This is a genomic window from Bacillus sp. PDNC022, from assembly GCF_016919285.1.
Lineage (GTDB): Bacteria > Bacillota > Bacilli > Bacillales > Bacillaceae > Bacillus > Bacillus safensis.
Genome location: NZ_CP070345.1, coordinates 2,544,699 through 2,568,165 on the forward strand (window position 1 = coordinate 2,544,699; position 23,467 = coordinate 2,568,165).

Consider the following 23,467-nt stretch of genomic DNA (forward strand, 5'->3'; position numbering starts at 1 on the left):
AGCTACTACTATCATATCATTCAGCCTTCTACTTCTGCTATCGAATCGAAGGCTTTTTTACGTTCATCATCTGCTCGATGACACAAGCGGTGATTTCATCCGCTGCGGCCATGCCAGATGCCGATGTCGGCTCAAGTGATGGGTCAAAGTCGAGAACTTCTCCATGCTTTGGGGCAAAGCCCATATCTGATTGACGAATGAGCCCTGCATCTAACAGGGAATCACCCGCACCATAGACGTATTTAATCTGCAGCCTGTCCTTTAGAAAAGCAACAGCATCCCACTTATTAAGCGGCTGTGGAATAAAGTAAAGCTTCCGACCCTGAAGAGAAACCTGCCAGCCTCTCTCCTCGCCCCACAACTTCAATTCAGCAAGCGGAATGTGAGATAGATACTCATCTTTCATAATTAAATAAAGAAATCTCCCCTCTGCTGTACGGGTACGCTTCACCCATGCCGCAACTGGAAGCTCGGAGATCGCCCTCAGCATCTCTCTGACTGGCATACACTCTCTAAGTCTCTCATCTACAATGGCCTGCCAATCCTCAAGCGGCTTGCCATGGTGAAGAATACAGCCCCCGTTTGTTGTGACAGCATACTCCGGTTTAAGCTCTTGCTCAAAGAAGGTGATTCGTTCATACTGTGCGGTTGTTCTTGTCGTCACTGGAATGAACCAGCCTGATTGATGAATCGTCTGCAAGGATTTTTTCGTTTCAATAGACATATAGGAAAGCGGGCGTTCGTCCAGCACCTCAACTAAATCATACTCTCCTTCATACGCATACTGGTCAAGCACTCGATGTGAGTAAATCAGCGTCCGGTCTAAATCACTGGCAAATGCATATGTCTTCATGACGTTTGCTCCAGCGGGCGAATTAACCCACAACATGTGTAGGACATATTGGCATATTCAATGACAGGAACACCTCTGTCCTCAGCCAAAAGTAAAATATGCTTCAGCTTTTCTTGAGATCCAGGCTGAATCAAGATTTTCCAAGGGATTCTTCTAAGCAGCACACGGGTCGTCTCACCAACACCCGGCTTAATCAAATGGGTATTTTCAATTTGAAACTCCCGGCCGATTGCTTCAATGGAAGCCATCCCCCGCCAATCTGCCGGCGCCCCTTGCGTAAGTATGGTTTCTGCTTTCTCTTGTACATTTGGTCCGAGGCTGGAAAATGCTTCTTCAATTGTATCCACATACAGATTGGACACATCCTCATCAAGCAGCTCTTTATAATACTTGGCCCCATGGAAATCATCGGCATTGATCCAGCGGTTGTTTAGTACCGTACGGCTGACCAGTCCAGACACCGTTGAATTCAAGCAGGCACTTGGAATAAGAAAGTCCTCTCTCGTTCCGTATACATGTGTACAATAGCCAGGGTCAGCCAGTACAGCCAACTCACTAGAGAGACGCACACCATACTTTTTTTCAAAATCAAGAACAGCTTTTTGGAGTTCTTTTGAAATCGCCCCTTTTCCAGTCCATCCATCGATAAAAGCAATTTCAAAACCTGGATGTTCTTTCAGCATATAATGCAGGGCATTCTCGTCTATTCCGCGGTCGCGAATAATAGAGATGCTGTAATGGGGCAGATCGACACCATACGTCTTTCGAATATATCGTTTAATCAGCACCCCGATCGGTGTCCCTGCACGCGCTAAGCTGCAAAGTACGGTTTGGAAGCCTCGCTTTTTCACAATCTGTTCTGCTACAATAGCTACTGCTTCTGCTACCTTTTCCTTACTTTCTTCAAGAGATTGATAGAATAAAGTCATATAAGATGCCGTTGGTTTGTACTCAATTGGCAGCATTTCTGAATAATGCGCACCGCTCTGAATCGAACGCTCCCGCTCTTCTGTACTTTTCTCCATCTCTATAGAGGATAAATCTTTGAGTAAGAAGGTTACATCCTGCTCTGGATAGCTCCCCATCTTTGTATACACATTAGCCATTCACCTTCACCTCGTCTGATAAAGTCACAATATGCACATGCTTCACATGCCGCTCAGCAAATAAATGAACAAGCGGAAGCAATGCCTCCTGAGAGACCTTTTTCTCAAAAAAGAGAAATACATCATCATATTCACCTTTTGGAATGTTGTACACGTAGTGCTGAATTCGGGCATCCTCTGGATTCATAAAGGTAAATCCATTTTGGACAGCGTATCCATCCTTTTCGACTGGGTGAATGGGGCTTCTCGTCGTTGAATGAAAGAGAACGCCTTCCCCCATATGTGCAGACAGTCTCATCGGCACATACATCAGCTCACCTGTCCCTAAGCAGAGTGTTTGTTTTCCTTTGCGTTCCTGCCGCAGCCTCAATCCCGCTTCAGCAGCTGCTTGGTCGAGCGCTTCCGTATCTGTCGCATTTAAACCAAAACGGCCCGTTTCATGTATATATGGCGAATGACCTGCCGAATTTGCTGCATGAGAAAGTGAATATGGCACTTGCTTAAAGAAAGGTTGAAGAGAGTGAAAAGAGAGACTTGGCTGCTTCTCTTGCTCCGCAATCTCATACGAATAAGCTGGCTCATCGAGCGTTTTGCCTCGAAAGACCATCTGCCCTTTTAATAAAGACAAAGATGTAATGTGAATGCCAAGCTCCTCTTCAAGCTGGCTCATGGCTTTCTCATGCTCCTCCGTCCGCCAGTCCAAAATGGAAAGAATGGTATAAGAATGCCTTGGGTACTTTGCATGAAGGTCACGAATGATGTTGATATTGGTACGACCTGTTGTGACTTCATCATCTACTAACACGATGGGGCGGTCTGTGCGAAGTAATGCTTCGTCTGCATAACAAAGCTGATCTGTTGCATGTGAATGTTCTTCTTCAAATACCAACGATGGGTCAAGATCCAGCAGCTGTTCACGTGTCGTATGAATGTATGATGCGCCTTCTATCACATCATACACCCCATGACCAAGGGCTGTTGCCGTTTCCGCAAAGCCGATGACGACAGGCTCATTACCTGCTGATAACTTCTCTTTTTTAAGAGTTTCATAGGCTGCCGTTAACGCCGCATGATCATCCGTCTTGAGTGCCTCTACGATAAGATCTTGGTGCGGGGGCGTCTTTCCCGTTTGCTCTTTGGCATATGCCATCGCTAAAAGACCCGAGACAAGGAGCGGTTTTACTGGATGAACGGGAATATGCTTTCCAAGCACCTTACTAACGAATAAAAAGGCTCTTTTTTTGTTCACCCTTGCCGCCATCTCAAAAAGATGCTCTTTTTCCAGCTGGAGCGCACCTTCTTTGAGGTCAAGCTCAACCTCCATATGTTCCAAGATGTTCAGCGTATGCCGCTTCTGATTCTGTGAGTATGTCGATATAGCTTCTATTTTCATGAAACACCCCGTAAATGTCTGACTTAATTAATATGTGCTCTGCCCACCGGTAATGGGGCTTCGTTTCATTCATCTTATTAGAAAAGGCACTCTTCATCACGCCAACTGTGCCGTCGGCATGTTCCAAAATGCTTAATGCATCCAAGTACTCTTCCTTTGTCACAACGTACATGCTTTGGACTGGCTTGAGATGTGTTGGATGAATTACTGTCTTTCCAAGAATGCCGTTGGCTACATCGAGTCTTGTCTCTTTGAGTAAACCTTGTACGTCATCGAATTCAGATAAGGACAGCTCACCGCCCTTAGAAAGCGCACGGATAAATGGTTTTTGTTCCTTTCGAGCAGGGCCAAAATGCTCCCATACAGCACCTGAAACAACAAAGGAACGGCCAAAATAATTAATAATATCTGTGATCAAATCCGCAATCAATCTGATTTCATAGATGGTGGTGTCGCGATCACGGCGAATGCCATATAAGCCGCAAAGATCGGTTGCCCCAATACGAATATTCAAAATATATTCTTCATCATTCAGCATGATCTGCTTTAACTTAGACAGCACCGTATATCTTGTTTCTTTTTCTAATAAATCGGGTGTTTCCAAAATGGGCATACCGTACAGCGTTGTCTTCGTTTGTGCTGACGCCTGTTTCAAGCTGTCCAAATAATCCTTCGCATTATGAATAGAACACTTCGGAAATACAAAACCCGTCAATAAACGAAGAGATGGACCAAGCAAATCTGCCATTTTGAGCAGCTGCTTCGGCGAACGAACCCGAATAAATAAAAGCGGCATTTGTTCAGCCATTTCAGGTGTATGCGTTAATTTGTCCGACAGTTTGGCGAGTTGTACCACTAGATTCTGTTCAGCCATTTCCACTTCTTGATCACCGATGGCATCCTCTAAACAAAATACAACAGAGCAAAGCGCTTCATATTTCTGCGACAGCAGCATGTCTGCTATATCCTGTCTTGTCGCAGGCATATACAAAGTAGCACCTAATGCATGCGCAAGTACGTGCCTTGGCGTCATCAAATGCATCGCCACCGGCCGTTTGAAAAAAATATCGTGCTGCCTCGCCTCTGATAAAAACTGAAAATACCGCATGCTGTGCCACCTCCTGTTGTTGAGAGAAAATCGAACAAATGACTTGATGATTCAAAAAAGGATGGAGCCGCTAATCAACTCCATTCCTTTTTGATCGTCCTATTCTTCTTTTGAAGCCGCAGCTTCGTTTGTCACATCTTGATGTTTCTTCTTATTGATTTTATGAACAATAAATGTTCCGATAAACGCTAGAATAATAATCGCAAAGAATGCAAGATGCGGAATTTCAATATCTGCAGCACTTAAACCCATTTTGATTGCAATAATCCCGATGAGAATAAACGCGGTATTCTCAAGCTCTGGAATACGGTCAATGAGGACAAGGAATAACTGTGCCACTGTACGCATCATGAGAATTCCAAGCATTCCGCCTAATAGCAGAATCCATACTTGCTCAGATACTGCGAATGCCGCAAGAATACTGTCCACCGAGAAGGCAAGGTCCATAATTTCTACAGAAATAACGGTTGCCCAGAACACACCAAATACACGAATCATCCAGCCTTCTTTTTTCAGTTCCTTCGCTTCATCATCGCCGTCACCTAACCAGAAGTGCTTAATAACAAGCCATGCTAAGTAAGCAGCTCCGAGAACCTTAATCCACCAGAACTTAATAAGCAGCATCCCTACGCCAATGAATAGAAAACGGAAGAAATAAGCGCCAATTAATCCGTAGGTTAATGCCTTTTTACGCTGCTTTTCAGGTAAATGTTTCACCATAACAGCTAATACAAGTGCGTTATCTGCAGATAACAATCCTTCAAGCACGACAAGCGTCCCAATAAGCCCCCAAGAGACAGGGTCTGTTAATACCTCTGCCCACATATGCCAATCAAAAAACGAGGCGTACGTATCCAACATATGTTTCAAAATCTCCAACTTGGTTTTCCTCCTATAAGTGTAGAAGCATCAGCAGGCTTTCGCCTGCTGTTATTCTTGATCGCTGTTTCTTTCTCACTTTGGAAAAGACCCTCATATGAGTTTTTGACAGCACCTCTTGAATTGATTTATTTCTCTTATTTACACTTCTAACCCATAATTTTGACAAAGAGCTGCAAGGCCGCCAGAGAATCCGCTTCCGATCGCGTTAAACTTCCAATCACTTCCGTGTCGGTACAATTCACATACCACAACAGCTGTTTCAATCGAGAAGTCTTCCCCTAAATCGAAGCGAATCAATTCTTCCCCGCCCTCTTCATTTACAACACGAACAAATGCATTAGAGACTTGTCCAAAATTCTGGCTGCGCGTCTCTGCATCATGGATCGTAACTGTAATTCCGATACGATCAATGTTAGCAGGAATTTTCGAGAAATCAACGAGAATTTGCTCGTCATCTCCATCTCCTTCACCCGTCCGGTTATCACCTGTATGAGTGACACTGCCGCTCGGATGCTGAAGGTTATTGTAGAACACGAAATCTGTATCTTGCTGACAACGATTGTTTGCATCCACCAAGAAAGCCGAAGCGTCCAAATCAAATTCGGCTCCGCCAGAATATTTATTCGTATCCCAGCCAAGACCGATCATCACTTTCGTCAGCCCTGGATTGGTTTTGGTTAAATCGACACGTTGTCCTTTTGAAAGCTGAATCGCCATATTCTTATCTCTCCTGTCTTTGAAAATAGGGAATGATCGTTATCCGATATCTAAGCCAAAGTCCGTTGCAATGCGTGCAAGGCCGCCTTGATAGCCTGACCCGACAGCTGAGAATTTCCATTCCCCGCCATGACGGTATAATTCACCTACAATAATGGCTGTCTCAATTGAGAAATCCTCTGCCAAATCGTAGCGAATGAGTTCTTCATTTGATGCAGCATTTAAAATACGTACATATGCGTTAGACACTTGTCCGAAATTTTGACTGCGCGCTTCTGCATCATGAATCGTAATGACAAATGAAATCTTCTCAATACTTGCTGGTACAGCTGCAAGATCAACATTGACCTGCTCGTCATCTCCGTCCCCTTCGCCAGTGCGGTTATCGCCTGTATGTACGACACTTCCGCCTCCGCCAGTTGTTTGGTTGTAAAAGACAAAGTCAGATGGAGAGCTTGCTTTACCTGCCGCATCTAAAAGGAATACACTTGCGTCTAGATCAAAGTCATGTCCGCCGTCATACTTATTGACGTCCCAGCCAAGACCGACGACTACTTTTGTTAAACCCGGATTCGTTTTTGTTAAATCAATTTTTTGACCTTTCGCTAAAGAAATTCCCACTAGGAACCTCTCCCTTCTGTTTAAATATAGTTTCTCGTAATATCAGCAAGCTTTGCATCATTTGTACCATTTCCAAGAGCCGCAAATTTCCACTCATTCTCGTGACGATAAAGCTCTCCGACGATTAATGATGTTTTTCCTGCATAATCATCTTTTAAATTATATTTCACTAATTCTTGATTGTTTGAACGATCAACAATGCGAATGTAAGCATTTTGAATCATACCAAAGTGTTGGTTTCTTCTAAGGGCATCATAAATGTTCACGACAAACACCAATTTATTCACATTACCCGGCACCTTGCTCAAGTTGACGAGGACTTGTTCATCATCTCCGTCTCCTTCACCAGTCAGGTTGTCACCTGTATGCTCAACACTGCCGCATTTACTTTTTAGGTTGCCAAAATAAATCAAATCTTTATTTTCCGTAAACTTATCATTTTTCAGCATAAGCACTGAAGCATCACAATCAACATCAGCGCCGCCTCCGCCGCCAAACAGCTTTCCTAAAAATCCGCCGCCTTGTGATACAGGGTCCCAGCCAAGTCCAACAAGAATATTCGTTAGCCCTGTTTTCCCTTTTGTTAAATCAATACGTTGACCTTTTTCTAATGTAATCGCCAAATCAATCACTCCTCCAGCATAATAAAAATCTATTTATTAAGCGATGGACCCTATTAAAATCATCATACATGAAAATTCGACAAAATTCATGAAATGACATTGGAGCCTCTTACTCTTTTTTCTATTTACTAGTATATACGATCTATGTTCAAGATAGGTTTCAAACACTTTATATTTTTTTAACGAAAGATGCATATTAAAAATGGTTCATGTCGTAAATGAATTGTTTCATGTGAAACATTGTCGAAAGTTCCCGATGAGCAGCTCTTGCTGAAAAGGACCGTATTGATGTGGTTTCATATGTTGATATAGAAAAGATAAAAGCATGTGATCAAAGGCTAAACCCTTTCGTTTCCTTCCATCCATGGATTTCTTTATACTTATATTCAGCATGTTGATGAAAGGATGTTGATGATGCCATCACTTCATATATTAGATCAAGTCGCCATTCCTAAAGGTCAGACAGCACAGGAGACATTGAATCACACAACGCAGCTGGCTCAGCTGGCTGAAACACTTGGGTATGAGCGCTATTGGTTCGCTGAACACCACAGCACAAGAGGGCTCGCTAGTACAGCGCCTGAAATATTAATGGCCCATATTGCGTCTCATACATCGACCTTGCGTACCGGATCTGGCGGCATTTTACTTCCTCAATACAGTCCGTTTAAAGTAGCAGAGGTCACGCGGCAGCTTGAAGCCCTTTATCCTGGACGGATTGAGATCGGAGTCGGCAAATCTCCGGGTGGGATTGAAAGGACGAGACTCGCTTTGACAGACGGCGGGCATAAAGACCTGTCTCAGTTTGACCGCCAGCTGAAGGACCTTCTTTTTTACTTATCAGACAGCCTGCCTTCTGGTCATCCGCACGCAGGCGTGAAAGCTGCTCCGCTTGTTGATGCTCATCCGCCGGTTTGGCTGCTTGGACTGGGAGAAAACAGTGCCGTGCAGGCGGCGGAGCTTGGAATCAACTATATTTTTGGCCACTTTATCCATCCTGCACGCGGCAAGCAAGCATTTGAGACGTATCGATCACACTTTTCTCCATCTGTCTTTTCCAGCCAGCCACAATCTATGTTTGCCGTCTTTGTCATCTGCGGTGAAACAGATGAAGAAGCAGACCGGATCGCCAGCAGTACAGATTTATGGCTGCTGCGTGTTGAAAAAGGACTGGACAGCCGTGTTCCTTCTATAGAAGAAGCAAATGCCTATCACTACACCACGCAGGAGAAGGAAAAAGTGCTGCAAAACCGCCAGCGGATGATTGTTGGCTCGAAGGAAACGGTGAAAGAGCAATTACAGACCTTGATGGACCGCTATCAAACGGATGACATCATGATTCTCAACAATTCCTTTGATCCAATCGAAAAACAGCGTTCCTTCAAGCGAATAGCAGAATTATTTTGAAGCCAGCTTTCTAGGCTTCTTTTTTACATTGTCATAAAAAATGGGAAATGTAACATCAAGATGTCAAAATCCTTCCGTCTGTCATCTGATCGCAAATGTGTCTTCTAATCGTTAGCGAACTGTAAACGCATAAGAGGTGTACCTTTTATATAGTAGAGGTACATATTCAAAGGACGGTTTACAACGCTGAGAAAGAAGGAGATGACAGGACATGAAAAAGAGACTCGATTGGGTAGATGCAGCGAAAGGAATCGGCATTCTGCTCGTGGTCATGGCGCATGTGCCCATTCCAGATTCGCTCAAGCAGTTCATTTACTCTTTTCATATGCCGCTTTTCTTTTTACTATCAGGTATGATGTTTCGATCATCCTCATCCCCTGCTCTGTCATTTATTCAGAAAAAAGCCAAAAGCTTACTCTTACCCTATCTTTATTTCTCCATCATTACGTATGTATTTTGGTTCTCCGTTACCCGTTTTTTCGCATTCAAGGGACAAACGGATATTGACCCTTTCGTTCCGTTTACAGGTATTTTCATATCCAATGCAGATGAAGCAAGACTCACACATAACCCAGCGATTTGGTTTTTAACGACGCTCTTTTTAGTGGAGATTTTATTTTTCTTTATGCATCGACTGACAAAAGGAAAACCCTCTGCCGTGATCTTGCTGACTGTTTTTTGCGGCGGTGCTGGATATGCTACTACCTTGCTTTTAGATCAAAGTCTTCCTTGGAATGCCAATGTTGCCTTGACGGCTGTTGTGTTTTATTCGATTGGATTTTTAGCAAAGCAGTGGTTTGTGGAATTAAAAACAGATCCAACTCTTCTTTTATGTACAGGTCTGCTTGTGCTGACGGCTTACATGCAGAGCTTTAATTCACGGATCGATATGCGTGTCAACGACTACGGTGATCTCTTTATTTTCTATGCATGTGCTCTGCTCGGTTCAGCTGCCGTGATTTATTTAAGCTTTAAATTGAAAACATCCCCTATTTTGACGTACCTAGGACGAAATTCTATTGTTATTCTTGTCTTGCAGTTTGCCGGTATCGATATTATGAAAGCATTTGTTTTTTATGGACTTGGTATCAATATTGCTGATACAGCGCAGCTCTCTTGGACTCTTTTTTATACGATTGGCACATTGCTGCTCATGGTGCCATGTATCTCCTTCCTGAGCAAGTACCCGATGCTGCTCGGCAAACCGGCCAAAGCCGCACAACGCTACGAACAAAAAACATCCGCCGGCTGAACAGGCGGATGTTTTTTGGATTAATCATTGATTTGAGAAGGATAAAGTGTCATTCCACCATCCACAAATAAGGTGGTGCCTGTGATATACGCCGCTTCCTTAGAAACGAGGAATGCAGCAGCGGCTCCAATCTCCTTCGGTTCACCAAAGGTTCTCATCGGAATTTTCTCAAGCTGCTTTTGTTTTTTCTGTTCGTCCTGCAAATCATCATTCGATTCGGTTGCCATGGTACCCGGCGCAATCGCGTTGATTCGAATACCTGCTTCGGCATAATCAAGAGCCAGCGTCTTCGTCATCATATTCATTCCGCCCTTTGAAGTGGAATAATGAACGTTGAACGGGCGCGGAATTTCCTGATGGACACTGGAAATATTTAAAATGGACCCTTTGATGTCATGCTCCATCATATAGGCGAGCGCAGCCTTTGCGCCTAAAAATGCACCTGTTATGTTCACATCGATGACGTTTTGCCATTGCTCAAGCGTCATCTCATGAGGCAGCGCTTCTTCGCCGTTGAAGCCTGAATTATTGACGAATACATCTACTGTACCGAAATGCTCCAGTGCTGTATCCATGATAGCTTGGATACCTTCCTCTTTTGAGACGTCTGCGTGCACTTTCACCGCCCTACCTCCGTGCTGCTGAATGGCTTGTACGGTCTCTTCAGCTCCATCTTCATCGCCTTTATAGTTTACAACCACATTCATTTCCTCTTGTCCAAACCGCAATGCGATCGCTTGTCCAATTCCTTTTGAAGAGCCTGTGACAATGGCTGTTTTCCCTTTTAAATCTTGATACATTTTTATTTCCTCCATTCACGTGCTTCATCTTGTTGATACACAATGATTACCCATTTTGGAAAAAACAAAAACACAACCCTCTGCATTCGTACTCTAAGAGGATTGTGCGTTTCATCAAGCTAAAAGGTGTTATAAACATTTTCACACGTTTCGGCGGTTGGTTGATAAAAACAATGCGACTTATACCTTGCCACAAACGGCTGATTGTACCAAGTCGCTGGACAATCGCCAGGCGGTTTAAAATACCAAAGGCTGAATTTTGCCGGCCAAAAACGTTCTCCGTTAATATTTCTCCGCGCAAGTGTTTTTTCGGTTTCTCGTGCTCGTTGATAAAAGTAACCATGCGTGACCGCTTCGAATGCATGCTCCTGATAAATCATTTGTGGAATCGTACGCAGCCCTTTAAAGTCAGAGCAGTTGGCACGCAAACGATTGATGCCTACGTTTCCTACGAGCAGCATCCCTCGCCTCCCTTCACCTTCTGCCTCCGCTCTCAGCAGTCTGGCCATTAAATCAATATCAGAGCTTGTCGCTCTTACCACTGCCATACATCCACCTCCAGTTCGTTTCTCTTTTATTTTATGTAGCGTTTCTGTGTAGATGACTGCCATTTTGACATGAAAAAGCACGTTCAGTGTCGGCAGCCTGTCTAAATTTGCTGGACATGTGTCTTGCTGCCAACAACACTCAAACCAAGTAACCATACACATAACAGGAAGAAATATTCATTACTATATACTCATTTACAAGTCATAAAAATCCTTCTAATTGCGACATCATCTTCAAAAACAGTCATTTGAACCTATTCAATAATCCGACTCAAAACCTTAAAATATAAAATGTTGAGTTTCTACAGGAGATATCAAATAATAAATTACAAGTCTCTCCTCTCAACTTAGTGTCATTTTTACTACTTGAAGCCAATCAACCTCGGAAACGCACTGAGGTATTGACAGTACTTTCGCTTCATTCTACAGTAAAAAACATACAGTATTTTTCTTTTTGTGCAAAAAGAATGATATGAACTACAGCTTTTCAATGAAATTCACCATAAACCCGAGGAGGAAAACACGCCATGTTTAAAAAGAAATTATCCCTGTTTCTTCTGATCTTGTGTGTAACTGTTGTCGCTGCTGCTTGTAGTGGTGGAAAAGACAAAACAGCTGCGAAAGAAAACGATACAAAAAAATCTCTCGATGCAGCAGAAGTAAAGGTAGAAAGTGCTGAGTACACATTACCACCTCAATACGATACATCTGTACAGGATGATCAGTATGTACTAAAAGTGAATGTATCTGTAAAAAATATCAGCAAAGAGCCTCTCAATGTTGATAAAAGCAACTTCACGCTTTACCAAGATGACGCACAGGTATCTACGATCTCTCCAGATGACTACAACGAAGTATTATCTTCAAGCTCTTTAAATGCAGACAAAGTAACAAAAGGCGGTCTTTTCTTTGTTGTTGACAAAGACAAGGACTATCAGCTTGTTTACACAGAGCCAGGAAGCGGATCGAAAAAAGATGACAAAACATTAGAATTCGATATTAAAGGAAAAGACTTAATGAAAAAAGCAGATACACTACAAGCATCTGCAAAAGCTCTTTCTTCTTATATTGATGTGATGATTTTTGGTAAGAAAAACGACGATTTCGAAAAACTAACAGGTGATAACAAATCAACTGTTGTGAACGAATTTGATAAATCATTCAAGCAAGGTTACATTACTTCATCAGGTATTTCTTCTAGCTCAGCGAAGGACGAAAACCTTGATAAGCTTTTAAAAGCAGTAAAAGAAACATTAGCTGAAAAATCAAAAGTATCAACAAAAACAAAAGCAATCAGTGGTGATAAAGCTGTCGTGACTGTGACTCTTACACCAATTGATGCAAGCCCGCTTGTCGATCGTTTGAAAGAGAAAGCGACTGAGTTCTACAGCAAAAACCGTTCAGCATCTTATGATGATGCACAGAAATATCTACTTTCTATCTATCCAGATGAATTTAAAAAATTAGGACCATCATCTTCTGAAGAAACAGTAGAAGTGAACATGAAGAAAAATGATATCGACCAATGGAAACTTGATTTGAACGACTACAAAACAAGCTCATTAGTTGAGAAATTCATCAAGAACTAAAGAAAAACCCCCGATCCCGGGGGTTTTTTTGTTATGATTTATCATCTGGTTTGGTGATCGTGAACCCCATCTATCATCAAAAACCAGAATATAGTCAAGTTATCTTACCCTTGACAACATTTCTTTAGCTTGATCACTATGAGTTATTCAATCCTGATTATTCTTTTTTGCACTTAAGATTCTTTTCTGCTTATTTGTGTTAAAGATGAAATGTAACCTTGAAGTAAAAAAATGTACTCCTCATTCTCTATTTGTAATTGAACTATATTATAAATCTAGCTTCTTTCCTAACTCATTATAAAAGTAAACCATCATTTTCATTCACCCACTCTTTTTTTTAAGTTATTCCTTAATAAAACTCTTTGAAATATAAATAATTCCATTTTTATAATATATTTTAAAAAAAGGTTCTTTATGCTCATTTTAAGGTAATTTTAAACTTTTTAACATTATTATTATGCTAGAATTAGTAACCACATCAAAGAGAAAATTTACCATGGAAAATCATCTTGTCTAATAAAATGTCTTAGCTTCTGAAACCTTCGAATGTATAGATACTAATGTGAACTAAATAATATTGTTTATCCAACAATTCAAATCTCAAAGATGAATATTATTAGACCTACTATAAGTTAGTTGACAAAAGAAAAAAAAGTTATGTTATCAAATACTCGATTTACAAAAAGAGTTATCTGATGTTGTCGAAAAGATCTTATTTAGAGATACATTAGTGATATCTTTCATGAAAATTCAGAAACATACCAAGACTTATTGGGGGTACGATCGATTATTATTAAAAAAAAGAAGCTTAACTTAAATAAAAAAGGCTAGGAGGAAATGATTATTGAAAGAGTGAGAAAATATGATTGATAAAATTCTAAAGTTAAAGAAATGGTTGATTTTATTTGTTTTTATAATGGTGATTTTATACTTTGGAGTGTTTAGTTTTTTGCTAAAAGATAATTTTAAAAATGAAACTATTAGTACGAGAGAATTAAATGAAAAAATTAAAGTCGCGGTTTTAGATAGTGGAATAAATAAGAATCATAAAGATTTAAAAGGTAAGATTGTAAAAGAATTTAATCCGATAGATTCATCCATTGAGTCTGAAAATAAATTAAGTCATGGTACATCAATCGCAGGAATAATTACAGCAAACAATACTAACAGTGAAGTTACTGGGGTTACACAAAATGTCGAACTATATTCTGTTAAAGTGATCAAAAATGATGGAAAGATTGAAAGACAGGGTTTTATAGATGGTTTTAAGTGGGCTATATCTCAAAATGTAGATATTATTAATTTAAGTTTAGGTTTTCAAAAGGATTTCCCCGAATTAAGGGAGTTAGTGGACGATGCTGTAAAAAAAGGAATTATTATTGTTGCTGCTAGTGGTAATACTTATGGTTTAAATAGTCAATTTCCAGCTCGATACGATAATGTTATTTCTGTCGGGGCAATTGATTCAAAGAATAAAGTACCACAATTCTCTGCTTTAGGAAAAGTTGATTTTTTTGCACCCGGTGTTAATGTTTTATCGTTAAATAATAAAGGAGGAAATTCTGTTTATACAGGATCTTCTTATTCGGTAGCTTACATAACGGGCGTAATTGCCGATTATCTTTATAAAGAGAAAATTAATAAAGATGAAAAGAGCTTTTCACAGGTTTATACCTATCTGGAGAGTTCATCTACGGAAATGCTGGATAATAAAAGTAAGATTATTCAGGGTTTCAATTTTAAAAAATAACGGAGGAATTGTTATATGTGGTTAAAAGTTAAAAGTAAAATTATAATATTACTGGTGTTTTTCTTAGTTGCTAGTCTATTTCCAAACAATCATACCAAGGCAGAAGAAATTGATAATAATATGATTGTTGATGAAGAAGTTGTTTCAGAGATGTTAGAAGATAGTTTATCTGAAGAAAATATTTCTGTTGATAATTTTGAAATATCAAATGATGAATTGGTTTTAGATACTTCAATGAATGACGCGGAAGGAAATAAGGTTGAAGCTACTCTCAATGTAGAACCTGGTGCAGATAGTTTTAATTTAACTACAAGAGAATTCAATGAAGTCGGTGAAGAAATATCAAAGGAATATGAAATAAAAATTAACCAATTTAAAAACGATGAGTTTGAAGCGACTTTTGAAGATGTTGAAACAGAGGAAATTTTCACCTATAATTCAGAGGAAGGTACAGCTTCATTCGCCTTTTTAATACCGGTGGGAATAGCAATAACACCTGCAGTTATGACTGCTTTATTTCATACTGGTGCAGTGATTGTTGTTGCAGGAGCTGGTTATGTAATTGCTACAGAAGCCAACAAGCACAGGTCTAAAAGCAAAAAAAAATATAATCATTATGAAGCTGTTATCCGAGGCGGAGTATATGTTGGAAAAGGACTAAGTAAATCGCAAGCAATCGCTAGAATGAAGTCAAAAAAGGATATTTGGTCTATTTCTTCTAGTCAGGCAGAAGTTGTTGCAGCTGGAGCTAATACAAAAGGTAAACCATTTAAAGAAGTAGATAGATACAGAGGTAAGCCGAAGAAAGGTTATTATTATCACTGGCATCCCTATAAAAGAACTCCAAAGGCTCATTCATTCTACGGAGGTCCTGTTAAATAGTTAATAGAGGTGAATAATGTATAATTACGAAAAGCTATATAAACAGTATTTATATAAAAAAGATCAATTGATTTTTACTAAAGAACGAGTTGCTGAGATGATAACATCTAAATTTAAAGCCAGAGAATTTTCAAAAACAAAGATTTTAGATTTAGTGAATGATGATCACTTTGAATATACTAAGATATATAAATGTTTTGTCATTGATGATCCGAGTCTATTGATTCAATTGTTTTCAGATGAGGAAAAAAAGGAGCATCGTGAACAAGTACTTCATAATCGTCTTCATCCGTTAAACCCTAAAAGAGTAAAAGAATGGGAGTATAATCACTTATTGCTTGATGAACAAGAAGGTAGAAGAATTGATATCATTTTAGAAAGTAAAGATGGATTATATGTTTCAGAATTTACCGTAAGAGATAGTTGCGAAAAGCTTAATAGGTATATAAATGCTTTAATTGTAGGTGCACTTATTGAAAATGGGTTAGAAGAATATCCTGATGGTATTCATGACGAGTATTTTCAATTTTATTTAGAGAACTTGGACGAATTCGGTTTCTTAAACTGAAAAATACGGTGATCGGCATTCACTTGAAAACGCCCTCTATCATAGAGGGCGTTTCTTTATTTCGCAAGCATCCATTTCTCTTTCATAAACAAGCTTCTGACGATAACAAACAGGATAACGACTGCCAGTGCTGAGGAGCCGAGTGTCAGAGTGATTGACATTGGATCGATGATACCAAACATCAATTGCTTACAAAGCGCATGAATATTAAGGAATGGGACCGCAAAGTAATACGTATCTAGCTGCGTTGCACCTGCTCTCATGGTAAAGAACATTGGGAGCACACCTAGCGTAATGATCATGGACATGTACGATTGCGCTTCTTTCACTGAGCTTGAAACGACACTGAGCAGCAGTTCAATCATCGATACCATGAAGGAGAAGATAATTAACGCCGCAAACATGACACCGATAATGCTCCACATTTGATCACCAAAGTTCAGAGCTTGCTTCAGCTTTTCTGTAAAGAGCAAAGTGGATAGAAGCAGCATGCCGATCGCCACAATCCCACTTAAAATACCGAACATGGAGACAGCGAGCCATTTCCCAATGAGAATCTGGAGTCTGCTGGCCGGTGTCAGGAATAAGGCTTCAATGGATTTTCGGTCTTTTTCACCTGCTACAATATCAAGCGCAGCCGGCAAAGCTCCTGAGATGACGGAGGTCACCAAAATCATTGGAAGGAGAATTGACAACAGCATAGCGGTCACTCCGTTTTCCCCTTCATCCCCTTCTTCTACATCCACGGACTGCACTTCAAACGGATGAATAACGGACGTATCGATTTGATCCGCTGCTAAACGCTTCTCGACCACCTGATTTTGATACTGCTCCAGCAATGATTGCAGCATTTGAACCGTGATCACCGAATCATCATCTGTCGTATATCCATGAATTTTAATGGCGAATGGCTTTTGATGATTGAGCATATCGCCAGCCTCTTTCGGCATTTCCAGGTAAGCATTTGCCTCCCCATCCTTGACAGCTTGCTGCGGATCATCAAATGTTTCAAGGTGTAGGTTTTTCACCTCTTTGATCATTTGGTTCATTTCGGCTGGAAGCTGTTCATTGATGGCGACTGTATAGGCTTTATCCCCTGGATCTGCAATCATGCTTTCATAAAAGAACACCAGTCCAAGCATCGTCAAAAGAGGAATCAGCACGGTTAAGAGCAGCGTTTTTCGATCCCTCAGCGCATCTGTCATTTCTTTTAAAAAGACGGTTTTCCACATTATGAAATCCCCCTAGCGAGCTTCGACATAAAGATATAGTTCAAGTCTTCACTTTGTTCCTGTGCATATAATTCTGGAAGTGTGCCTTTATACACAAGCTCTCCCTGATGAATCATCATGACACTGTCACAAAGCTGGCTGACTTCTTCCATGATGTGGCTTGAGAAGAGGATGGTTTTATTTTGCTGCTTGAGCTGATGGATAAAATCTCTGAAAATATTACTCGACGTGATATCTAAGCCTGTTGTCGGCTCATCAAATAAAATAATGTCAGGATCATGAATCAAGGTTCTGGCAATCGCCACCTTTTGTTTCATTCCTCTTGAGAATCCTTTCACCTTGCGATCCATGTATTGTCTCATCCCAAAACGCTTTGCCAAATCCTCTATTCTTGCTTTGATTTCATGCTGATCTAAGCCATACAATTTGCCAAAGTATTCAAGGTTTTCTCGTGCCGTCAAACGATCGTAAAGCCCCGTCTCACCGCCAAACAAGACACCAATTCGCTTTTTCACTTCTGTTGATTCTTTCACCGTATCAAAGCCTGCGACAGTGACTGATCCGTGCGTAGGCTCTAATAATGTGGCTACGGCGCGCAACAATGTCGTTTTTCCTGCACCATTTTCTCCTAGGATGCCAACGACTTCCCCTTCCTTCACGGAGAACGTCATATGTTTCATCGCTTTTACGACCTTTTTCTTATCTTTAAACCAGCAGCTGCAATCGCTGAGAGTAATCATGTGGTTCGCCCCTTTCAACTTTCTAAGTCTATGATAGAAAAAATAACGCTTGCCTGATACAAAAATGTCGCGAAACGTCCTTTTTCTGTCTTGAAATGATCTATTTCAAAAAAACAAATGGTAAAATAGACAAATAATAAGAATAGTCATAGGTGATTTTTATGATAAAAGTAGGTCTCGTCGACGATTACCGAGTAGATTTAGAAAAGCTGCACGCCATTGTAGGCAGGATGGAGGCTGTGGACATTGTCTTTGTCACGCAGTCAGCAGAGGATGCATATGAGAAGGTCAAACAAGGAGACATTGATCTGTTGTTCGCTGACATTGAAATGCCCGGAATGTCCGGCTATGAATTAGCGGACCTTATTCACTCTCACGCACTGAATGTCGATGTGGTCTTTGTGACAGGAAACAGTGGTTATGCAGTCCATGCGTTTGATTTGAATGTACATGATTATATTATGAAGCCCTACCAAGCTGATCGAATTGCAAAATGCTTAGAGCGTTATATGTCCACCAAGCAGGAGAAAAGCATTCATGGACGGCTTCTCATTAAACAGCAGTCAGATATTCATGTGCTGCAGAAAAAGGATGTCATTTTTGTTGAACGAACGGGCCGGTCAACAACTATCGTGACAACAACAGGAGATATTCAGACCTATCAGACATTAAACGAGTTAAAGGGCGATCTGGCTGAAAAGGATTTTATCCGCTCCCACCGATCGTTTATTATTAATATTCATTACATTAAGAATTTCTCGGCGTATGCTAAAAATTCGTATATCGTGTCTTTTGAAGGGACAGATAAAAAAGCCATGATGACCAAGCAGCAATTAGAATTTTTTAAGAAATACTATTTTTAAGGAGAACAAACGTGAACGCATTCTATCTTGGATTTCGCATTTATGCTTTCATATGGCTGGGTCTTGCGTTTCATGCAGCTGCTGAAGCTTTTCTGCCGCTATCATCAACTGTGTTGTGGCTTCTTACCTTTTGCGCGATGTGTGTTTATACATTCTTTATGTACAAAAGATTTTTGCCTCATACGAGTGGTGATGTGATATTAGGTGCTTTTATTCTCATTACCTGCACAGGCCTTTTGCTGTTTCTAACGGAACCGAATGAGCTGACCTATCTTGTGGCGCTCATCATCATGGTGACAGTCGATATCCTCTCATTGAAGGTGATGCAGACAGAGAAACAGTTAAATGGGCGGCTTCAAGAGCTCATAAACGCAGAATCAAGAACCAATGAATTACTTCTTGAACTGCGCAGTAAACATCATGAAACAGCCAGACATTTAAATGCCTTTTCCGCGTCGAACGACGAGCATGAGATCAAAGATTTGATTCAACAATACGTCAAACATTTCCCATGGATTAAAGGAGAAAATGCTTATTTGGCCTCAACCTTGCACCCCTTTTTCCAACGGGCTGAGAAAGAGAACATTGCACTTTCACTAGACCTTCAAGCTCCCTTTTCATCGCTTCCTTTTTCAAAGGCGGATCAGGTTAGTTTTACTGGCAACCTGCTTGATAATGCCCTAGATGCAGCGATTGAAGCGAAGCAAGCCGGAAAAGAGGGCAGCATTTCGGTCACGACCTCTATTCGGAGCGGACTATTTTTAATCCATTGTGAAAACAGCACAAAAGGTATGGAAAAACACGTGCTAGATCATTTGTTCAAAACTTTTGGCCGTTCGACAAAAGGCGGCGATCATCAAGGAATGGGGACGTATATCATTCAACAGCTTGTAGAAAAGGCAGACGGTACACTTGATTTCACTTACCGTTCTCCAAATTTACGGCTCGTCATCAAAATCCCTCTCACCATGTCATAAAAAAAAGGTGCATAGCTGCACCTTTTTTTAGTGTTAAGAGAAAATCTTATCGATTTGATTGATTTCCTCTTCTGTTAATTGAACATCGTTTGTTTTTAGATTTTGCAGCACTTGGTCTGCTCGTTTTGCCCCTGGAATAATAGCATCAATGCCATCCTGCGCTAAGAGCCAAGCGAGTGCGACGTGTGCTGTTTCTGCATTCTTTGATTGAGCAATGGCTTTCAGCTTGTCTACTTTTTCGAGATTTGAAAGGAATGCATCGCCTTGGAAAAGCGGGTCCTTTGCTCGAATATCATCAAATGTCGCATCTTTTGTAAATTTCCCAGTCAACAAGCCTGATGCCAATGGGAAATAAGGAATAAAGGAAATACCATGCTCGACGCAGTATGGAAGAAGATCCTGCTCTGCCTGACGTTTCAGTAGAGAATACTCTGATTGAAGCACGTCTAAGTAACCATCTCGGTTAAAGGCTTGAAGCTGTTCAAAATCAAGGTTTGATGCACCGATTGCCCTGATTTTCCCCTCGTCCTTCAATTCCTTTAATGTGCCTGCTACTTCTTCGAGCGGCGTACGTCCATCTGGGAAATGCATATAGTACAAATCAATATAATCTGTTTGCAGTCGTTTCAGGCTATTTTCAACCTGCTCTCTTAAGAAATTACGGCTGTTATCAAGTTCAATTTGCCCGTTTACTTCCTTATGAGCTCCTTTTGTCGCAAGGACAAGCTTTTCTCTGCCGCCTCTTTTGGCAATGATTTCACCGATTAATTCCTCTGAACGGCCCAGCCCATAAATAAAAGCAGAATCTAAGAAATTGACACCTTGATCAAGAGCCGTCTCCACAAGCTCCCGTCCAGCATCCTCACTAAGATTCGGGAATAAATTATGTCCACCTACTGCATTCGTACCAAGCCCTATCGGATTTACCTGCAAATCAGTTCGTCCAAGCGTTACCTTTTTCAAAAGCTCATCTCCCTTATCTACATAATCATCCTTATTTTCCCACGAATCATTTCCAACATTCAAGTATACCGCTCTCTAAAAATCAACCTGCGGGTGGACGCCGCGAAAATAGAAGATGCGTATGATGAAGATAGACTAAAACGAAAAGGAGATCTTCTCATGACCATTCAAATTGTCATCATTATTATTATGCTTTTGAGAACAGGCAAAGAAAAGGAAATCCGCCCCGTCAGATTTCTCATAGGGCCGCTCATTTTATTAGGCTTTCTCTCATATTCCATTACTCAGCATATTGAAATCACGGCGATAAGCCTGCTTGTCATGACTTTATTTGCACTCGTAGGTTTTGCAATCGGGCTATGGAGAGGTAAACTATACAAAGTAACATTTGATCAACACTCGGGACGTATTTATGCTGCCAGCTCACTTTATGGAACACTTTTTTTCATCGGAATCATCCTTATCCGGATGACAGTAGGTTCAATTGTACAGGATGGCGGTCATTCCCTGATCATTTTCGCAAATGGCCTGACATTCCTTCCAATCGGCAGTATGATCGGATTGCGGTTTATTCTTTTAAAGAGATATATGGGCATCAAGGTATCTGCTGCTATTAACTGACAGACAGGAGTTTTTGATATGAACCTTCAGCAGCCACTCAAGCTTTTAGGTCAAATGAGGCGAAAATTCGTATTAGGCCTTGTATTGACCTATATGTATATTCAAATGTATGAGCCCCTTTCAATAGGCGAATTGGTGTTTCGCACCTTCGTCTATTTGGTGTTTCTCCTATGTCTTTTTCCAAAAAGCAAGCTGTCACCTAAAAAGCAATTTTCCATACTCCTCTTGATGTGGGTGCTGACACATCTCTTATGGCTGGTGACAGGTCAGATTCAAGACAGTATTGGGCTGACCTTTTTTATGATTGGCTTTATCGCTTTTCGTTTTTCAGAGGCGCATCATCCCTATCTATTTGCTTTCATCTTTTTCACCAGTGGGGTCAGCTATTATATAAACGATTTTTCTTGGAACATGGTAATCACTCTCCCGCTATTCCAGCTGCTTGTGTATACACTTGTCTTGATTTCTAGAATGCGGCGGCGTGAACAGGAATTAAAGGAAGAACACTTCGGAGAACTGCAATTGGTTCACAAGGAATTATCAGAAGCCCATGAACAATTGAAGCAGGCGCATATCGAGCTTGAAGAAGCGACCGTTCAGTCACTCCAATTTGCAGTGCTGGAGGAGCGAAGCAGAATTGCACGCGATCTGCATGACAGCATCGGTCACCAATTAACCTCAATGATTGTTCAGCTGCAGTCTTTGCCCTACCGTTTAAAGCAGGAAGAACCAGAGCAGATGGCGCAGACGTTTCAGGAGCTCATCAATATTTCTAAAAATTGTCTCACCGAGGTTCGTTCTGTGGTTCATCATATGGCGTCAGACGATGCAGGTCTCGGACTTGCCGGGCTTCGCAGTCTCATCAAGCAAGGAGAGATATCGGGAGAGCTTGACATTCACTTTCATACAGAGCAGCTTACGTATAAAAAGTGGCCGCTCTCCGTATCTGAGCTGCTTTATCGCATTTTACAAGAAGCCATCACCAATACAATTCGCCATGCCAAGGCCACTACGATGACCATTACACTATATAACCATCAGCATGAGCTGATGATGAACATTGAAGACGATGGATATTTGACCAGCGAAAAAGATATCTCATTTGGCTTTGGGCTGTCAGGCATGAAGGCACGGTGTGACGCAGCAGGCGGTTCCCTCAAGACGTCCATACGCGAACCGCACGGCTTTTGTATTCATATTCAAATTCCTATCAAGGAGGACTCCGAGACATGACAAACCCTATTAAGATTGGCATTATTGATGATCAGCCGCTGATCCGCCAAGGATTTCGTTATATTGCAAGCGCTCAAGAGGATATTGACGTCATATGGGAGGCGTCAGACGGTCAGGAGGCAGTTGAGCTTTGCTCGATCAACACACCAGACGTACTGCTCATGGATGTACAAATGCCTGGAATGGATGGCATCACGGCAACAGAGCGCATTTTAAAAAAGTATCCAGATGTAAAAGTTGTGATTCTCACGACCTTTGATACGGAAGAATACGTCTTTGACGGAATTCGTGCAGGGGCAGTCGGTTATTTGCTGAAGGATACAATGCCTGAGGAATTAATTGAGGCCATCCGCACCGCCTTTGCTGGTGAATCTGTATTTCGAACGGCAGCATCTGAGCACATGATGGTACGAGCTCTTCAGCAGGCAAATGATACACATCACACGCATCTGCTTCACGAATCATTCACAGAACGTGAACGCGATGTATTACAGCAAATGGCCTATGGCTTAAAAAATGAAGATATTGCTGATCAATTATTTATCAGCAAAAGTACGGTAAAAACGCATGTGCACCGTATTTTACAAAAGCTCAATGCACAAGACCGCACACAGGCTGTCGTCTTCGCCATCCGGCACCGCCTCGTGAAATAAAAACTACCTTCATTTCAAGAATTTTATACAAAAAACATTTAAAACCCAAAATAAATCTATGAATTGATACTTATTAACTAGTATAT

Annotated in this window: 24 protein-coding genes; 11 read left to right on the top strand and 13 right to left on the bottom strand. The window is 41.1% G+C overall.

The genetic code is table 11. The features are described 5' to 3' along the window. Positions 1 to 37: 37 nt before the first annotated feature. The 8 genes from JVX94_RS12950 to JVX94_RS12985 form a co-directional block, all read right to left on the bottom strand. Positions 38 to 853, bottom strand: a complete 816-nt coding sequence (locus JVX94_RS12950) for an HAD family hydrolase (RefSeq protein ID WP_205183416.1) — start codon at positions 851 to 853, stop codon at positions 38 to 40. Beyond that, a complete protein-coding gene (locus JVX94_RS12955) occupies positions 850 to 1,959 on the bottom strand; it encodes a cysteine protease StiP family protein (RefSeq protein ID WP_205183419.1) in 1,110 nt (369 codons plus the stop codon). The genes JVX94_RS12950 and JVX94_RS12955 overlap by 4 nt, the downstream gene beginning before the upstream one ends. Beyond that, positions 1,952 to 3,283: a phosphoribosyltransferase family protein gene (locus tag JVX94_RS12960; protein WP_205185560.1), complete on the bottom strand. Its 1,332-nt coding sequence runs from the start codon at positions 3,281 to 3,283 to the stop codon at positions 1,952 to 1,954. The genes JVX94_RS12955 and JVX94_RS12960 overlap by 8 nt, the downstream gene beginning before the upstream one ends. Next, positions 3,273 to 4,460 carry an HpcH/HpaI aldolase/citrate lyase family protein gene (locus tag JVX94_RS12965; RefSeq protein ID WP_111292797.1) on the bottom strand — a complete coding sequence of 396 codons (1,188 nt, stop codon included), beginning with the start codon at positions 4,458 to 4,460 and terminating at the stop codon, positions 3,273 to 3,275. The genes JVX94_RS12960 and JVX94_RS12965 overlap by 11 nt, the downstream gene beginning before the upstream one ends. 99 nt (positions 4,461 to 4,559) lie before the next feature. Further along, positions 4,560 to 5,321: a TerC family protein gene (locus JVX94_RS12970; protein ID WP_394336082.1), complete on the bottom strand. Its 762-nt coding sequence runs from the start codon at positions 5,319 to 5,321 to the stop codon at positions 4,560 to 4,562. A gap of 159 nt (positions 5,322 to 5,480) precedes the next feature. After that, positions 5,481 to 6,059 carry a TerD family protein gene (locus JVX94_RS12975; protein WP_034664245.1) on the bottom strand — a complete coding sequence of 193 codons (579 nt, stop codon included), beginning with the start codon at positions 6,057 to 6,059 and terminating at the stop codon, positions 5,481 to 5,483. Between the two features lie 39 nt (positions 6,060 to 6,098). After that, entirely contained in the window at positions 6,099 to 6,680 is a 582-nt protein-coding gene (locus JVX94_RS12980; protein ID WP_039176267.1) for a TerD family protein, read from the bottom strand. A 20-nt stretch (positions 6,681 to 6,700) separates the two neighbouring features. After that, positions 6,701 to 7,303, bottom strand: a complete 603-nt coding sequence (locus tag JVX94_RS12985) for a TerD family protein (RefSeq protein WP_024427228.1) — start codon at positions 7,301 to 7,303, stop codon at positions 6,701 to 6,703. A 414-nt stretch (positions 7,304 to 7,717) separates the two neighbouring features. Here JVX94_RS12985 and JVX94_RS12990 point away from each other — a divergent pair, with 414 nt between their 5' ends. Both JVX94_RS12990 and JVX94_RS12995 read left to right on the top strand, forming a co-directional pair. Continuing rightward, positions 7,718 to 8,710, top strand: coding sequence for an LLM class flavin-dependent oxidoreductase (locus tag JVX94_RS12990; protein ID WP_203129224.1), 993 nt, complete (start codon positions 7,718 to 7,720; stop codon positions 8,708 to 8,710). 211 nt (positions 8,711 to 8,921) lie between these two features. Next, positions 8,922 to 9,962, top strand: a complete 1,041-nt coding sequence (locus JVX94_RS12995; RefSeq protein ID WP_144485963.1) for an acyltransferase family protein — start codon at positions 8,922 to 8,924, stop codon at positions 9,960 to 9,962. 20 nt (positions 9,963 to 9,982) lie between these two features. On the opposite strand, the gene JVX94_RS13000 is transcribed toward JVX94_RS12995, so the two are convergent. Further along, positions 9,983 to 10,762 (bottom strand): glucose 1-dehydrogenase, encoded by a 780-nt coding sequence (locus JVX94_RS13000; protein ID WP_095407654.1) that lies wholly within the window; start codon positions 10,760 to 10,762, stop codon positions 9,983 to 9,985. Between the two features lie 119 nt (positions 10,763 to 10,881). Continuing rightward, on the bottom strand, positions 10,882 to 11,310 hold the full coding sequence (locus JVX94_RS13005) for a cell wall hydrolase (RefSeq protein WP_024424361.1): 429 nt from the start codon (positions 11,308 to 11,310) through the stop codon (positions 10,882 to 10,884). Between the two features lie 527 nt (positions 11,311 to 11,837). On the opposite strand from JVX94_RS13005, the gene JVX94_RS13010 reads away from it, so the two are divergent. The 4 genes from JVX94_RS13010 to JVX94_RS13025 all read left to right on the top strand — a co-directional run bounded on the left by JVX94_RS13010 (position 11,838) and on the right by JVX94_RS13025 (position 16,099). Further along, entirely contained in the window at positions 11,838 to 12,899 is a 1,062-nt protein-coding gene (locus tag JVX94_RS13010) for a DUF4352 domain-containing protein (RefSeq protein WP_039176247.1), read from the top strand. Between the two features lie 862 nt (positions 12,900 to 13,761). Further along, on the top strand, positions 13,762 to 14,649 hold the full coding sequence (locus JVX94_RS13015) for a S8 family peptidase (protein WP_205183421.1): 888 nt from the start codon (positions 13,762 to 13,764) through the stop codon (positions 14,647 to 14,649). 15 nt (positions 14,650 to 14,664) lie between these two features. Continuing rightward, on the top strand, positions 14,665 to 15,531 hold the full coding sequence (locus JVX94_RS13020; protein WP_205183423.1) for an SAR2788 family putative toxin: 867 nt from the start codon (positions 14,665 to 14,667) through the stop codon (positions 15,529 to 15,531). Between the two features lie 16 nt (positions 15,532 to 15,547). Beyond that, positions 15,548 to 16,099, top strand: a complete 552-nt coding sequence (locus JVX94_RS13025; RefSeq protein ID WP_205183425.1) for a hypothetical protein — start codon at positions 15,548 to 15,550, stop codon at positions 16,097 to 16,099. Between the two features lie 56 nt (positions 16,100 to 16,155). Here JVX94_RS13025 and JVX94_RS13030 read toward each other — a convergent pair whose 3' ends face one another. Further along, on the bottom strand, positions 16,156 to 17,331 hold the full coding sequence (locus JVX94_RS13030) for an ABC transporter permease (RefSeq protein ID WP_095407651.1): 1,176 nt from the start codon (positions 17,329 to 17,331) through the stop codon (positions 16,156 to 16,158). Continuing rightward, complete coding sequence (locus JVX94_RS13035; protein WP_205183427.1) at positions 17,331 to 18,071, bottom strand: ATP-binding cassette domain-containing protein; 741 nt, start codon at positions 18,069 to 18,071, stop codon at positions 17,331 to 17,333. Before JVX94_RS13035 ends, JVX94_RS13030 begins: the two co-directional genes overlap by 1 nt. A gap of 161 nt (positions 18,072 to 18,232) precedes the next feature. Between JVX94_RS13035 and JVX94_RS13040 the strand changes: the two genes are divergently transcribed. Next, complete coding sequence (locus JVX94_RS13040; RefSeq protein ID WP_095407650.1) at positions 18,233 to 18,934, top strand: LytR/AlgR family response regulator transcription factor; 702 nt, start codon at positions 18,233 to 18,235, stop codon at positions 18,932 to 18,934. 11 nt (positions 18,935 to 18,945) lie between these two features. Beyond that, on the top strand, positions 18,946 to 19,911 hold the full coding sequence (locus JVX94_RS13045; RefSeq protein ID WP_205183429.1) for a sensor histidine kinase: 966 nt from the start codon (positions 18,946 to 18,948) through the stop codon (positions 19,909 to 19,911). A gap of 33 nt (positions 19,912 to 19,944) precedes the next feature. Here JVX94_RS13045 and JVX94_RS13050 read toward each other — a convergent pair whose 3' ends face one another. Continuing rightward, on the bottom strand, positions 19,945 to 20,874 hold the full coding sequence (locus JVX94_RS13050; RefSeq protein ID WP_205183432.1) for an aldo/keto reductase: 930 nt from the start codon (positions 20,872 to 20,874) through the stop codon (positions 19,945 to 19,947). Between the two features lie 159 nt (positions 20,875 to 21,033). Between JVX94_RS13050 and JVX94_RS13055 the strand changes: the two genes are divergently transcribed. Genes JVX94_RS13055 through JVX94_RS13065 form a run of 3 tightly spaced genes read left to right on the top strand, consistent with a single transcriptional unit; the run spans position 21,034 to position 23,381 of the window. Next, positions 21,034 to 21,495 carry a DUF1453 domain-containing protein gene (locus JVX94_RS13055; protein ID WP_240193764.1) on the top strand — a complete coding sequence of 154 codons (462 nt, stop codon included), beginning with the start codon at positions 21,034 to 21,036 and terminating at the stop codon, positions 21,493 to 21,495. A gap of 18 nt (positions 21,496 to 21,513) precedes the next feature. Beyond that, a complete protein-coding gene (locus JVX94_RS13060; protein ID WP_095407647.1) occupies positions 21,514 to 22,728 on the top strand; it encodes a sensor histidine kinase in 1,215 nt (404 codons plus the stop codon). After that, positions 22,725 to 23,381, top strand: coding sequence for a response regulator (locus JVX94_RS13065; RefSeq protein ID WP_205183434.1), 657 nt, complete (start codon positions 22,725 to 22,727; stop codon positions 23,379 to 23,381). The genes JVX94_RS13060 and JVX94_RS13065 overlap by 4 nt, the downstream gene beginning before the upstream one ends. Positions 23,382 to 23,467: the final 86 nt, after the last annotated feature.

Excerpts from the sequence above, each read along its gene's own strand:
- JVX94_RS13060 (WP_095407647.1), top strand. The coding sequence starts at position 21,514 with ATGAACCTTCAGCAGCCACTCAAGCTTTTAGGTCAAATGAGGCGAAAA.
- JVX94_RS13000 (WP_095407654.1), bottom strand. The coding sequence starts at position 10,762 with ATGTATCAAGATTTAAAAGGGAAAACAGCCATTGTCACAGGCTCTTCA.
- JVX94_RS13065 (WP_205183434.1), top strand. The coding sequence starts at position 22,725 with ATGACAAACCCTATTAAGATTGGCATTATTGATGATCAGCCGCTGATC.
- JVX94_RS13015 (WP_205183421.1), top strand. The coding sequence starts at position 13,762 with ATGATTGATAAAATTCTAAAGTTAAAGAAATGGTTGATTTTATTTGTT.
- JVX94_RS13005 (WP_024424361.1), bottom strand. The coding sequence starts at position 11,310 with ATGGCAGTGGTAAGAGCGACAAGCTCTGATATTGATTTAATGGCCAGA.
- JVX94_RS13010 (WP_039176247.1), top strand. The coding sequence starts at position 11,838 with ATGTTTAAAAAGAAATTATCCCTGTTTCTTCTGATCTTGTGTGTAACT.
- JVX94_RS12990 (WP_203129224.1), top strand. The coding sequence starts at position 7,718 with ATGCCATCACTTCATATATTAGATCAAGTCGCCATTCCTAAAGGTCAG.
- JVX94_RS12970 (WP_394336082.1), bottom strand. The coding sequence starts at position 5,321 with ATGTTGGATACGTACGCCTCGTTTTTTGATTGGCATATGTGGGCAGAG.
- JVX94_RS12955 (WP_205183419.1), bottom strand. The coding sequence starts at position 1,959 with ATGGCTAATGTGTATACAAAGATGGGGAGCTATCCAGAGCAGGATGTA.
- JVX94_RS13055 (WP_240193764.1), top strand. The coding sequence starts at position 21,034 with ATGACCATTCAAATTGTCATCATTATTATTATGCTTTTGAGAACAGGC.
- JVX94_RS13030 (WP_095407651.1), bottom strand. The coding sequence starts at position 17,331 with ATGTGGAAAACCGTCTTTTTAAAAGAAATGACAGATGCGCTGAGGGAT.
- JVX94_RS13035 (WP_205183427.1), bottom strand. The coding sequence starts at position 18,071 with ATGATTACTCTCAGCGATTGCAGCTGCTGGTTTAAAGATAAGAAAAAG.
- JVX94_RS13040 (WP_095407650.1), top strand. The coding sequence starts at position 18,233 with ATGATAAAAGTAGGTCTCGTCGACGATTACCGAGTAGATTTAGAAAAG.
- JVX94_RS12965 (WP_111292797.1), bottom strand. The coding sequence starts at position 4,460 with ATGCGGTATTTTCAGTTTTTATCAGAGGCGAGGCAGCACGATATTTTT.
- JVX94_RS12950 (WP_205183416.1), bottom strand. The coding sequence starts at position 853 with ATGAAGACATATGCATTTGCCAGTGATTTAGACCGGACGCTGATTTAC.
- JVX94_RS12995 (WP_144485963.1), top strand. The coding sequence starts at position 8,922 with ATGAAAAAGAGACTCGATTGGGTAGATGCAGCGAAAGGAATCGGCATT.
- JVX94_RS12960 (WP_205185560.1), bottom strand. The coding sequence starts at position 3,283 with ATGGAGGTTGAGCTTGACCTCAAAGAAGGTGCGCTCCAGCTGGAAAAA.
- JVX94_RS13025 (WP_205183425.1), top strand. The coding sequence starts at position 15,548 with ATGTATAATTACGAAAAGCTATATAAACAGTATTTATATAAAAAAGAT.
- JVX94_RS13020 (WP_205183423.1), top strand. The coding sequence starts at position 14,665 with ATGTGGTTAAAAGTTAAAAGTAAAATTATAATATTACTGGTGTTTTTC.
- JVX94_RS12975 (WP_034664245.1), bottom strand. The coding sequence starts at position 6,059 with ATGGCGATTCAGCTTTCAAAAGGACAACGTGTCGATTTAACCAAAACC.